We start from the raw sequence: 13,713 nt of genomic DNA, 5'->3' as shown, positions 1-13,713 counted from the left end.
ATTTATTTGAGCAATGTTTTTTCTGGAGTCAAAATTACATATACCTTTTACTAATGCCAGAAATTTGCCTGGTAAAGTTATCTGTGAAGAATACGGTTATTGAAACATTTGAGAATGACTTCAATTCTTTCCTCTATTGTCTGTTGGTGGAGCTTTCAACAATTAAAAATTTACCTATGGATTTGGCGGCAGACTGAAGTTGCAATTAAAAGACTTTTAGTTGCTGAAATATAAGGACTAGTTTCACTGTTTTACAATTAATTTACCCTTCATTACAGGATGAATAGTACAAAAATAAGTAGCAGCTTTCTTTACGACCATACTCCACGTCTTCCCCTGTCGCAGGTTTGAGGATGACCATTCTTTGTTTGCTTCCTCAGTTACATTATGATCTACAATATCCCTGTTGATCCATGTTACAGTATCGCCTTCATTTACGATAAGTTCTGCTGGCGCAAATTTCATTTGTTGTATTACCACAGTGTGAGCTTTAGTACTTACCGCCACTTCATTTTTCTTAATTCTTTCTTCAGGCGAGGTACAGCTGTAAAGGCAGGTAATTGCAAAAAGGACTGCTACCCCTTTTTTCGATATTTTTAATAATCTTCTCATTTAGATGCAAACATTTTTTGAACCATTTCTGCATGTTCAAGATGAGCTTTCAGTGCCGGTACAACATTTTGCAATAAACCCTTTAATTCCTCATTTGTTGATTGTGGTATCAGTACAGTTTCTACCGTTGCTATAACAGCTTTATGATAACCTACTTCATTATCAATATATGCTTTGTCAAAACTCTTTGCCGATTTTGAAAGAAGCATCTTTTTTGTATTAGCAGCATCTGCTGTTAACTTTCTACTTAGTGTATTGTCTTTAGGTGTGACCTTCAGTTTTGTAACCAGTGCCACGGCCTGGTCAATTACAGCCTTATGGTCTTTTGCCATTGTTTCTGCAAATTTCAAAACTTCTTCATTTTTAGATTTCTGTCTTGCAATTTTTGCAAAATCTATATCGTTTTGATTAGCTACTACGGCAGCCGAAGCTATTTCCGGATCAGTCAATTTTGATTTTTGCTGTGCATAAACGGGGGTAATGGTTACGATGGTTATTATGCTGAAGGCAACAACGATTCCCATAAAATCTTTTATCTTTTTCATTTCTTGAGTTTTTTACATTGGAGTAAATCGAAATAAAAAAGGTTACAAGTAACAGCGGGCTTTTAAAATAATTGTTTGAAGTTGGCTTATGGGAAGATTTGTTTCTATATCCTTATCGTCAAGGAGCCATTAATATCTTTCACCTGATTTTATTGTTCCATTGCATATATCTTTCGCAAGTTTATGTAAGGCTTCAATATTATCCGGTTTTATTACATAATGGTCAGCTCCATGTAAGAATGATTCTTCTATATCAGTTTTATTAGATGAAGTAGAATACATTATAACCTTAATTCCTTTCAATGCATTATTACCTTTTATTATTTGCAAGCATTCATTTCCATTAAGATAAGGCATATTGATATCCAGGATAATAATATCGGGTGCAGGAGAGGATTTTAATAAATCGAACAAAGTAGTGCTGTTATCTGCATGTGTGAATAATACATCAGGACAGTTCTTTTTAATCGCTTCTTCCAGCAGATCTTTATCATCATAATCATCGTCTGCTAAGATTATATGTTTAATTTTTAAGTCCATTGTCTATTAATCTAACTGCAAGTACTTTTCAATATCAAGTCTATACCTAAACGGCATTTATTTATAAATAGTGCCTATTTATTTAAATTTATTATTTTATATAACAGATCAATTCTCCGTCTTTCTATTTAAATGCATCGTTGTTATTTAAAATTTGTTTTTTATGAATAAATAGTTATACATAGTACAAAAACATGAATGAGGTGATGTATAAAATCAATTATCCAGGTAACAGTTTTTTTACTAACCGTTCAAATATTTCTAATAATTTTTAGAATAAACCTTTTTTTCGAGTTTATTATGGATGTTAGTCAACAACCTGCAGTGGCACAAATGTTCATAAATTTGCTTGCTTTTTAATGTGGCTTGCGCAATAACTACTTGTTACCTTCGTATTATATTTTTAAGGCAAAATGTTCAATTAATGAATAGAGATGAATAAGTGCAAGAACCTTCTAAGCATCTCAACAATGATAATTCGGCAACAAAATCTTAAGAAAACGGCATTACAGAAACAACAAGGCAAAACATGTTTACAAAATATACAGGCCTTTTTTTGCCAAAAGAACGAATATGAAAAATATAGCAACAATCTTTTTCTTCTGCCTTTTATACTCAGGAATTGCTGTGGGGCAAGCTTTTAAAGGGCAAGTTGACTTTTCAAAAATACCAGTTCCTGCTGCACATTACCAGCAGGAATATACGTTTGATACTACGTTAGATTCCGAAGCATGGAAGAAACAGGCAAAGGGCATACATGTATCATTTGCATCAACAGATCAACTGTATTTCAGAAGCGAAGTGCCCGAACTATCAAATGAGACACAGTCATGGAAAGGAACGGGCTGGAAGGGAGAAAGGCTTAATGCTGTAGTACTCGTTTGGTCGCCCGACACATTGCAACAGGTTCGTTTTATAATAAAAGATTTAAAGAATGACAAAGGCAGCATTTTAAGCAAAAGCAACCTGCAGGTCAACATGGTTCGTTATGTTATAAGCAACTATCCGTACGCCGCTAAAGATGTAACCTGCGGAGCGAGTCCTTATAAAAATCTTTACCTTATGCCTGACAGGTTTGAAGCCTTTGATCGCTTTGATGTGCCAGGCAGATCAGTTAGGCCTGTCTGGATTTCATTAAATATTCCGCCAGGAACTGAAACTGGAAACTATGATGGAACAATCGAAGTTAAAGCAGTAAACTATACAACTACACTTCACTTAAAAGTGGCAGTTCAAAACCAGTTATTACCTATGCCGCACGAATGGAAACATCGTCTTGATTTATGGCAAAACCCATGGGTCGTTGCGTGGGAAAATCATTTAAAGCCGTGGTCGGATGAGCACATGCTACTTCTAAAAAAACACCTGAAATTGTACGCAGATGCGGGAGGAAAATACATAACGACTTATGCAATTAATTCGCCATGGTCCGATAATTCTTACATGAATGAAGGTGGCATGATAAACTGGTTAAAAAGAATAGATGGATCATGGAAATTTGACTATAATATTTTTGATAAATATGTGCAACTCGCTATGAGCGTTGGCATTGATAAAGCAATAACGGTTTACACTCCTGTGCCGGGAGGTTACAGATTTAATTATACGGATGAAAAAACAGGAAATGTTGTGTATGTTTCGTGGCCGCCCGATTCAAAAGACTTCAAGTCTTTCTGGCAGATTTTTCTTACTGAATTAAAAAAACACCTCGAACAAAAAGGATGGTTTGAAAAAGCATATATAGGAATTAATGAAAATCCACTTGATGAAACATTGTCGGCGATAAAAGTTGTGAAGGGAAATTCACCAAAATGGAAGATAACCTATGCGGGTGATTGGCATAAAGAACTGGAAAACCTGTTAGATGATTATTGTTTCCTTTATGGTAAAGAATCAGATTTGGAAGCCGTAAACCGAAGGGCTTCAAAGGGTTTTACAACCACCTATTATAACTGTTGCAATCCTCCGGTGCCTAACAATTTCGTTTTTTCTCCGCCTATAGAAGGCCGGTGGCTTGGCTGGTACACGACTGCGCATAATTACAACGGATTCTTACGTTGGGCTTATGATGCATGGCCGGCAGACCCGATGAGAGATGCAAGACATGTGTCGTGGCCTTCAGGAGATTGCTACATAATGTATCCGGGCGGCACAAGCTGTATACGTTTTGAAAAATTAAGAGAAGGAATTGTTGACTTTGAAAAAATACGGATAATAAGAGAAAAAGCAGCGAGATCAAGTGATGAAAGTGTACGTAATTTGATGAAGAAACTTGATGAACATTTAAAGACATTTCTTGCAGAAAAAGATTTCTTAAGTGACAAAATAAAAGCCGATGTTGACAAAGGAAGATCAATGATTGAAGAAATAAGTAACAGGTTGGCCAGTAGTGTCTCGACGGTCAGAAAATAGTATTGGACCGCGTGGATTATTTTGCAAATCCGACTACTGTTATGAATCAACTATACGACTTATTTACGTCGCGCATTATCAGAAACATCGGATCAGGAATAAGGATGTAAAATTCTTGCAGTAATTTTACATCTGTATAAATACAACCTGTAAAACTATATCAAGATCCATTTTTTCGTACAACTTATTTTTCAGAATATCTTACAGTCAGAAGTAGTACCAGCATTCACTGCAAATACTTTTTGCCTTCGTTCGCAAGAACTGTCAAGGGGACGATGCAAATCTTCGAACTAACCTTTTAATTAATAATTTGTTGACCCGGTGACAGTAACAATTAGTGCATCCAAAGAGTACTACATCTTTCCTTTATTATTAGTGTTGTAACTCTTCTTTTCTTCGAGGGTCATCCCGCACTCAGAACATTTACCCGCTTTGTCACTTACAACATTAGGATGCATAGGACAAGCGTATAATTTCATAACCTCCATTTTCATTTGCTCTTTCTTTGACAGGGTCAAACTCATGTTACACTTGGGGCACTTGCCGGCGGTTAAGCTTGTAACTTCAGGATGCATTGGACAAGAATACATTTTCTCCGCGCTTTTTGTTTGCTCTTTTTTGTCTTTCGCGTCTTTGTTGTTTTGGGCAAAAACCACCGTGCCGCATACTATCAGCAGCATAAAAATGACTAACTTTTTCATATTTTTCATTCAGTTCAGCGCTTAAAGGCGACTTTTTTCATTTTATCAATATAAATAATTATCGGTCTGGAAAAAGCAGGTTAAACCTTTTCATTCTTCTGTAAAGCTAAATGGCTTCATTTATTGCTTTTATGATTTTTATCATTAGCACCTCTAACCTACTTCAAACGAGTGAAGTATCGCCATACATACTTACCCACACGCTCTAGAATTTTCCAACAAATGCTTTATATTATTATAGAAGGGCAAAACTTATCCCTTTTTATTTCTGTCCTTTACTCAAGTACCACCATTTGTCCTGTTTCTGCAGATTTAATTCCTGCCTCAAGTACCTTAATTATTTTTACTCCATCTTCAAAGTTTGGCGCAATTGTTTTTCCTTCTTCAATTGCTTTTATAAAGTCTACAACTGCATGAACAAAAGAATGTTCGTAACCAATATTATGACCCGAAGGCCACCAGTTTTTCATAAAAGGATGTGAAGGATCAGTAGCAAGAATTGTTTTGAAACCTTGCCGTCCTTCAGGATCATCGTGCGAATAAAATTGAAGTTCGTTCATTCGTTCCTGGTCAAACAGCAAACTACCTCTACTACCGTAAATTTCAAAAGTGTTATGGTTTCTTCTGCCGGTTGCGAAGCGGGTAGCCTCAAAAGAACCTATTGCTCCGCTTTTGAATCTCACCATCATAAGGGCTGCATCTTCTACGGTTACCGCACCTTTGCCCGTACCTTTCGCTTCAGCTTTTAAATTACCTGAGGTTGCTTCTTCAGCTAAAGGCCTTTCTTTTATAAAATTAGCAGTTAAACAAGAAACGGTTTGTATATCACCTACAAGGTAATGAGCCAGATCAACACTATGAGAATTAAGATCCCACTGTGGGCCTGCCTGCGCAATTTCTTTTTTCAATTGCCATGTAAGCGGAAAATCAGCGTTAACAATCCAGTCTTGCTGGTAAGCTCCCCTCCAATGAAATAAATTGCCCAATAATCCTTCATCAATCATCTGTTTTGCAAGAGCAACAGCAGGATTTCTTCTGTAATTATGGTTTAAATAATGAGTAACCTTGTTTTCTTCACAAGCCTTAAGCATTTCTTTTGCCTGTGTCAGATTCATGCACATTGGCTTTTCGCAAAAAATATGCTTTCCTTCTTTCGCTGCTGCAAGTGCTATTTCATAGTGTAGATTTTGTGGTACTGCAATATCTATAATATCGATATCGGGCCTTTTAACCATTTTTTTCCAATCTGTTTCGGTTTCTTCCCACCCCCATTTGTCAGCAAATTCTTTCAGGGAAGTTTCATGCCTTCCACATGCAACATTCAAGACAGGTCTTGTTGACATTTCGAAAAACTCCGGTGCTTTTTTCCATGCGTTGCTATGGGCCTTACCCATAAACTTAGTACCTATTATCCCGATATTTAGTTTCTTCACTTTTAAATTTAATTATGAATTATTCTGTAGTCTAGTTACCAGGTTTGCCAAATTGCACAAAAGGTGACTCTATTTCATCAGTATCAATTTAATTCGAAGCAGCAGCCGGAGCAAACACTGGTGCCAATTTGTTGTAAATACGCTTCATCTGCCAAATCTGAAGGTTACACAATCCACCTGTGATATTACATTACCACGTTCTTTTGCTCATAACTTTATCTAGTTCTGCCCTGGTCATTTTGCCTAGCTCCGGATGTTGTTCAAGCCATTTTAAAAAAGCTGTTTTAATTTCATCTGTCCATTGGCTATCTATCTGGCCTGTTGTATACTTTCCTGATTTCACCATTTCAAATCCAAACTGATCTTTACGAATAACAAATTCGGCAGTACTAATCACCTGTTCTGCTAAGTGAGCCGGAACAAACAAAACACCTTCTCCCTGTCCGATAACAAGGTCTCCCGGCAACACCATCACGCCGCCTATACGTATAGGCGTATTTAAACCCATTAACACCATTTCTTCTAAAAACGAAGGATGAAAATCACGAACAAATGCATTGAAACCTTTAATATTCTGAATCTCCTGCAAGTCTCTTGACGCACCGTTAAAAACAACTCCATTGCCAGATTTACTAAAGATTGAATTAGCCAGGGTGGATCCCATAAGCGTTCCGCCGCCAATTTTCCCAAAACCATCTGCCACATATACATCTCCCTTTGTAAGGGTTTCTATCGGCCATGCATTTGTATTCCCTTTTCGGCCCTGCTTTGTTGTTCCGCGTTCCTTAATATTCTTTTCAACATCAGGACGGCTGGGCATAAACATAGCCGTAACAGCACGTCCTATAACTGGTACGTCATTCTTTACCATTTTCCAGTTACCCTCAAACTGGTTTGTATAACCTTCATTTTTCAAAACAGTCCAGGCATCATCTATGTTTATATTTTTTGCCCTTTCTAACAAGTTGTCAGGAATCTTGGGGCGACCATCAGCAAAGCGCTCTCCCTTCCACTCAGATGTGAGAAAAATCATCTCTTCTTTTGAAATAGTTTGAGCAAGCAAAACGTTTTTAATAGAAATACTAAAGAAAACAGATAACAGGATAGCAATTTTATACTTCATTATTACAATTATAATTTAAACAATATTTGTTTTTTCAAGCAGGCGGTTACGCTCAAGCACGCGCGACTGTTTGTTGAACTAATGCCCTTCTTTTTTTAAATAAGCCTCTATATCTTTTGATGTGATGGCTGTTTTTTTAGGATATTTCTTAAACCATGCACGGAATTCATCTTTAATTTTATCGGCCCAGTCACCATGTACCTCGCCTGACAGATATTTTCCGGATTGAAGCATTTCTCTTTCAAATTCGTCCCTCAAACCTGTCATTTCAGAAGCAGTTACAAGTCCCTCAATTAAGTAAGCGGGGATAAAAACGACCCCATATTCATTGGCAAAGACAACATCACCGGGGAAAACCGTCACTTCACCTATTCGAATAGGAGCATTGATTGATGTTGGCGTCATATCTTTAATGTAAGATGGATCATTGCCTTTTATCCAGGCGTTAAAGCCTTTGGTATCCTTTAGTTCCTGCATGTCTCTGATGGAACCATAAAATATCACCCCTTTACCGGTTTTACCATAAATGGCATTGCCCAGGCTTGAACCGATCAAAGTACCATCTTTAATTTTGCCATAACCATCTGCGACATAAATATCACCCTTTGTTAATATATCAATAGGCCAGATATTTATTCCCCCGTGCTGAGAACGACCCTCAGCTTTGCCTTGTGCTCGTACAAAAGTATCAAGGTCAGGTCGTGCAGGCATAAACTGAGCGGTTACAACTCGCCCAACCATTGTTTCGCCAGGTTTCAGAATTATCCAGTTTTTTTCAACCTGGTTTCGATATCCTTTATCACCTAAATAACCCCAGATCTGTTCTAGCGTACAATTTTGCAAACGATCAAGAATTGCATCAGGCACTTTGGGCCGTCCATCCGCAAAGCGTTCGCCTTCCCATTTGCTCGTTAATGCCTTTACATAATCAGGTGTCGAGCCCACATGTTGAGCACGTCCAAAAACGGCAGATAAGATAAACGCTATAAGAAATGCAGGTCTTTTACTCATAATTAAAGTGTGATTTTGTGGTTTTACTATTTTATAAAATCATTTTGTTGTTTGGTATATTAAAAGGAAACCTCTACGTCACCCTGCTGAACAAATTGTAATTGGAAACGTGCCTTAGGGAAGGTGTTCTTTTAATAAAACTTCTTTTTTGGCCTTCTCTGATTATAATTGAATGGGTTTCATTTTTGGCACCAATATTTTAAACATGATGAACCAGGCAAGAAGATATCCTAGTCCGCAATATAAAAACAATATATAATAACCCGTATCAATGTGACCTAAGCCTTTATAATAATCAAATAAGAATCCTGCAGTTGTAGCAACAGCCATACCCCCTAAACTACCCGTCATACCACCTATACCGATAACAGAAGCTACTGAACTTTTGGGAAACATATCTGAGACGGTTGTAAAAAGATTGGCAGACCATGCCTGGTGAGCAGACGCTGCAATACCAATTATAATTACGGCATACCACATTCCAAAGCTGCCAGCGGCTTGTGAAAACATAACCAATAATGGGAAAAAGGCATATATAAGCATAGACGTTTTTCTTGCACGAACAATATCCCAACGTTTTGCCTGTACAAACCACATAGGCAGCCAGCCGCCAAAAATACTGGCGACACCTGCGAGGGTATACACAAAAGCAATAGGCAGACTAACCTGCATGCCAACAAGGTGATATTGCGAATTGAGAAAAGCAGGCAGCCAAAATAAAAAAAACCACCAAATACCATCGGTCAAAAATTTACCAACTATAAAGGCCCATGTTTGCCTGTAACCAAGTAATTTAACCCACGAAGTTTTTCGCTTTTCCTCTTCCACTCCACCGGCACACGGCACTTCTACGTCACTATGAATATAATCAAACTCAGCTTGAGAAAGTCTCTTTTGTTTTGAGGGGATGTCGTACCATCTAAACCAAAAGATCAACCAGATAAAGCCTACAGCTCCGGTTGCTATAAAAGCAACTTTCCAGCTGTAGTGAATGGCTAAGTAAGGAACTACAAGTGGTGCAAGGATTGCACCTACATTGGTGCCCGAATTAAAAATGCCTCCTGCAAAAGCCCGCTCTTTTTTAGGAAACCATTCGGCAACGGTTTTAAAAGCTGCCGGAAAATTCCCGGCTTCGCTAAAACCAAGAAATGCACGAAAAACAGCAAAGCTAAGCGTACCTGTAGCAAAGGCATGTAAAACTGATGCAATACTCCAAAGTAATAAGGTGATGGCATATCCTAATTTGGTACCTATCTTATCTATGATCCTTCCGGCACCTACCATACCTAAAGCATATGCAAACTGAAAGGCTACTACTATGTTAGAGTAATCCGTTTCCGTCCAGTTAAATTCTTTTTCTAATGTAGGTTTCAGAAGGCTTATTACCTGTCTGTCGAGGTAATTGATAGTGGTGGCATAAAATACTAAAGAACAAATCGTCCAACGATATCTTCCTATTTTAGACTGAATATCTGTTCTATCTTCTTTGTGCTGAATGTACGAAGTTTGATTATTCAAAGCTGAAGCGGCGTTAAGAGTGATTATATGAGAATTAATATTAGCTCAATTCCCGATAAAAGTGATTACAACTTAATTTATAGTATGGTGATTTCGACCTCTGCCCCCTTTCTTTCTGCGGAAACATACCCGGCATAAATGGTAGCTATTACGTCTGAAGCAAGACTGCTGTTACTTTCAACGGGATCGCCAAAAGCCGCAGACTTGTAAAATGCATCCATCTCATGTTGGTAACCAGCAAACCACCCCTCATCAGGCGATATAGATGACCAGCCTTGTTTCGTTTCTGTTTTCTCAACTACATATACTTCTTCAAAATATTTTTCTGCTGGCGTATAAGCTTGCATAGATGTATTAGGATTGATGTTACAAATAGTTCTGTGATTAGTAGTGTTTACTTCAATCCAGTTATGAACTCCACCTAACACCAACTCGCTCGCAAATAAATCAGCAATGGTACCGTCTTCAAAGACTATATGCAGCATAGCAAAATCTTCCGTGTCCTTATATGTTGTTTTTAAATGTCCCTCATTTTTAAAAGTGGGCATTCGGGTAATAGCATGAGTGCGTGCAGAAATAGTTTTTGGTCTTATCGCATTTCCACTCCTGTTTCTCCCTTCAACGTGCTTTAGATAAATCGCTGCCGCCAGAGGATGGCACCCCTTCCCTATCATAGAACCACCACCCGAAAATTTCCATTGTCCGTAAGTTAAGGAATGTGAGCCTGAATGAGATTCCTCGCCGTGCATCCACATTATTTGAGCTCCTGTTTTTTGCAATAGTTCTCTTTCTTTTTGAATAGCAGGTGCATAAACCCAGTTTTCGGCGTACATAATCCGGCCCTCACTCTCCTTTTCGGCATTCAGCATTCTTCTTACACTTTCCATTGAATGTTTTAGCCCCTTTTCTTTTGAAAACGTATCGCCGTTAAATGTTTCACTGTCATCTCCAAAATATCCGGTAAACGGTTTTTCGACCACAACATGCTTATTACGTATTAATGCTGCAACTACAATTGATTCATGTGTAACAGGCGGAGTACAAACATGAATAACATCAGAACTTTCTATTAAATCTTCTATGCTGTCGAAGGCAGTCAAATTTCGTGATTCTGTAAAGCTTAAAAGGTTTTTACGAGAGACCGAGTAAGCACCGGCAATAGTAACTTTTGCGCTAAAAACACGCTGAAGGGCCTCGTAATGAAATTTTGCAGCAAAGCCTGATCCTACTATTCCTGCCCGTAACTCTTTTTTTTCCATACATTATTTTAAATAAAAAAATAGATTTGAAAACTACCGTAAACACTTGTGAAGCACAGGCTTCTACAGACACAGAGTTGTACCACTTAAACCAACTATTTCAGCTTATTCAATTCTTCCATTGTAAAGGATTTTTGCCTGTCTTTAAATTTGCTGCGTGTATTGGTTATATCTCCGGCACTTATCTTTTCTGCTTTGTTGCTCCAGGCGTTGCGAATAAAACTTAAAACCTGGGCAATGTCATCCTCTGAGAACTCCTTATTCTGACCGATGCCAGGCATGTCACCATTAATCTCAGGAGATTTATATACTTTTCCAGCTACTTTCACTGGCCCGGTTAAACCATATAATACAATTGGAATTAATTTATTTTTATCGCCTAAGACCCAGTTAGAACCATTTAAAGGCGGGGCCAGTGATGGTACACCGTTACCATCGACTCCGTGACAGGTTTGACAAACAGATCCAAATAAAGCAACGCCTTTAGGAAACTTTTTTGCAATATTTTTAGTATTGCTATTGTTCTTTGCCTTTGATATATCATCAATCACTTTTTTTAATCTCTTATTAATAGCAATACTGGTATCAGGATTAATGGAAAGAATCTCTTTATACCATGCAGCTTCCTTATTTTGCAGATTGCTTATAATAGCATCAGCAACAAATAAGTCGGACCCGTATTTTTTTGTTAGCCTTACCAAAAGCCGATGTGTAGTAGCACGATTGAAAGGCTGAATGAAGTGGGCCAGAAAAGCAATATAGGGAGCAGCCAGGCTATCACTTTCAGCAACCATATCCTCTAACAAAGGCAAGAACTGCCGATAGTTCGTGCGGGTTATAATAGAAGGGATGACGCTTAATGCCTGCATTCGTATAGTCCAGTTGGTTTGTTTAAGCAGGGGCAATACGTCTTGCGGTTGTAAAACACCTAAACCTTCCATGGTCCATAGTGAATGGATAACGGTTAATGGCTGATTTGTTTCTTTGAGAAAATTACGTAGCGCAGGTGCAGCCTGCAAATACTTTCCATCCACCAATAGCTGCTGTGCTTCACTACGCAACCATCCGTTTTGATTTTGCAACAAAGACAATAACTGATCAACATTATTGGAAATATTTACTGCATTTTCTTTTCTATTTTCAGGAACTACTTTATAAATACGGCCGCACGAAAGAGGCTTTGTTAAGCTTCTTTCTTTAATTTCATTTTTAAGATACGGAGTTAAATAAGTCTTATGCTGAATAATGCCGCGATACATATCTACGATATATAAAGCACCATCCGGGCTATTATACAAACTTACAGGTCTAAACCGTTCGTCCTCACTGGCCAAAAATTCTTTTTGGGCATACGCTTCGCGGCCCTTCACTTTATACCCGTCTTCCTGCAAAATATTTCTTTTAATAAGGTTAGCAGATGGCTCTGCTACAAACGCATTTCCATAATACGCTTTATCAAACAGGCTGCTGTTATAAATGACAGGGCCACAGGCAGCAGTAAAGTTTACCAGTCGAAGACTATCATCAAGCACTCCTTCCATATACCCGCGATTAACCCCAGGAGTTGGCCTTACCGGATAAACCCGGTTATCTTCAACAATTTTTTTGATATATCCTTCTACAGCCTGTTGGTGCTGGTTGTAGGCACCAAGTCCCGGAGTAAAATAATCGCCTAATAAATTTTCTGAATTGGTATTATAGAACAAACGTCCCTGGTCATCCTGCGTTATGCCCCATTGCCCGCGAAAATGTGTATTTTCTATTAACCAGTGATTGCCTTTTTTCCGGTATCGTTTACTGGACTTTGCGCTATAGATCCAGTTATCCAAAGCCCGAAATAAACCGTTTGGCTGATGTTCTACATTTCCTCCTTCTGCATACTTCGCATCTACAAGCGTTTTTTTGACAGGCCGGTCATTTTGAATTTCATAAAACCAAAGTTTAGGAGGTTCTGCTACAAGAAGTCCATTTTCTACCAGGCAAAGAGCCCGGGGCAATACCAGAGAGTCTAAAAAAACCTTTCGGTCGTCCATTATTCCATCGCCATTCTTATCGCTGAGAATTACCACCTTACCCGTAGGCTCGTTTTCCCCAGTACCTAATGTATCAGGCATATAGTCTTCCATTTCTACAACCCAAATACGTCCTTTATCATCAAAGTTTAAAGCTACTGGGGCAGTTACCAGAGGCTCTGATGCAACAAGCTTTACAGCAAAGCCTTTTTCAATGTGCATTTTTTTAATAGATTCTTCAGCAGACAATACGGGCGAGTTCAGACCTTTTTTCAAGGTTAATGAATCAAACACCACTTTGGTCCCTGATGTATTATTGCAACCGTTCATAGCTATTCCTGCTAACGCACCTACCAGCAGTAAAACAGGAATTGAGTAAAATACTTTTTTCATTAAATGCACCTACGTTTATTAATTCTATTATAATCTAAGAAAAAAAAAAGCTTTTTTCTTACAACTATTATAAAAAATTATAAAGCAGCCCCACGCCTCCTACATTTTTCGCTTACGCAAAAGCTTCATCTGCTACACGTCGGGCTACTGTTGA

The 13,713-nt window shown here is 38.2% G+C and carries 11 protein-coding genes; 1 reads left to right on the top strand and 10 read right to left on the bottom strand.

What is annotated here, in order from left to right; genetic code table 11:
- Positions 1-243: 243 nt before the first annotated feature.
- From B154_RS0112610 to B154_RS28450, 3 genes are all read right to left on the bottom strand, one after another.
- Positions 244-612 (bottom strand): plastocyanin/azurin family copper-binding protein, encoded by a 369-nt coding sequence (locus tag B154_RS0112610; protein WP_018614615.1) that lies wholly within the window; start codon positions 610-612, stop codon positions 244-246.
- Positions 609-1,157 (bottom strand): DUF4142 domain-containing protein, encoded by a 549-nt coding sequence (locus B154_RS0112605; RefSeq protein WP_018614614.1) that lies wholly within the window; start codon positions 1,155-1,157, stop codon positions 609-611. The genes B154_RS0112610 and B154_RS0112605 overlap by 4 nt, the downstream gene beginning before the upstream one ends.
- Before the next feature lie 129 nt (positions 1,158-1,286).
- Positions 1,287-1,697: a response regulator gene (locus B154_RS28450; RefSeq protein WP_018614613.1), complete on the bottom strand. Its 411-nt coding sequence runs from the start codon at positions 1,695-1,697 to the stop codon at positions 1,287-1,289.
- Between the two features lie 573 nt (positions 1,698-2,270).
- Between B154_RS28450 and B154_RS0112595 the strand changes: the two genes are divergently transcribed.
- Positions 2,271-4,109, top strand: coding sequence for a DUF4091 domain-containing protein (locus B154_RS0112595; protein ID WP_018614612.1), 1,839 nt, complete (start codon positions 2,271-2,273; stop codon positions 4,107-4,109).
- 353 nt (positions 4,110-4,462) lie between these two features.
- On the opposite strand, the gene B154_RS0112590 is transcribed toward B154_RS0112595, so the two are convergent.
- From B154_RS0112590 to B154_RS0112560, 7 genes are all read right to left on the bottom strand, one after another.
- A complete protein-coding gene (locus B154_RS0112590) occupies positions 4,463-4,810 on the bottom strand; it encodes a heavy metal-binding domain-containing protein (protein WP_157580683.1) in 348 nt (115 codons plus the stop codon).
- Between the two features lie 275 nt (positions 4,811-5,085).
- Complete coding sequence (locus B154_RS0112585) at positions 5,086-6,243, bottom strand: Gfo/Idh/MocA family protein (RefSeq protein ID WP_026260153.1); 1,158 nt, start codon at positions 6,241-6,243, stop codon at positions 5,086-5,088.
- Between the two features lie 190 nt (positions 6,244-6,433).
- Positions 6,434-7,366: an RraA family protein gene (locus B154_RS0112580; protein WP_018614609.1), complete on the bottom strand. Its 933-nt coding sequence runs from the start codon at positions 7,364-7,366 to the stop codon at positions 6,434-6,436.
- A 78-nt stretch (positions 7,367-7,444) separates the two neighbouring features.
- Positions 7,445-8,377 (bottom strand): RraA family protein, encoded by a 933-nt coding sequence (locus tag B154_RS0112575; protein WP_018614608.1) that lies wholly within the window; start codon positions 8,375-8,377, stop codon positions 7,445-7,447.
- A 162-nt stretch (positions 8,378-8,539) separates the two neighbouring features.
- Entirely contained in the window at positions 8,540-9,895 is a 1,356-nt protein-coding gene (locus B154_RS0112570; protein ID WP_018614607.1) for an MFS transporter, read from the bottom strand.
- A gap of 77 nt (positions 9,896-9,972) precedes the next feature.
- Positions 9,973-11,154, bottom strand: coding sequence for a Gfo/Idh/MocA family protein (locus B154_RS0112565; RefSeq protein ID WP_018614606.1), 1,182 nt, complete (start codon positions 11,152-11,154; stop codon positions 9,973-9,975).
- A 95-nt stretch (positions 11,155-11,249) separates the two neighbouring features.
- Complete coding sequence (locus tag B154_RS0112560) at positions 11,250-13,559, bottom strand: DUF7133 domain-containing protein (protein WP_018614605.1); 2,310 nt, start codon at positions 13,557-13,559, stop codon at positions 11,250-11,252.
- Between the last annotated feature and the right edge of the window lie 154 nt (positions 13,560-13,713).

Origin of the sequence: Segetibacter koreensis DSM 18137, from assembly GCF_000374045.1 — a bacterium.
GTDB lineage: Bacteria > Bacteroidota > Bacteroidia > Chitinophagales > Chitinophagaceae > Segetibacter > Segetibacter koreensis.
This window is presented reverse-complemented; position numbering and strand designations above follow the sequence as displayed.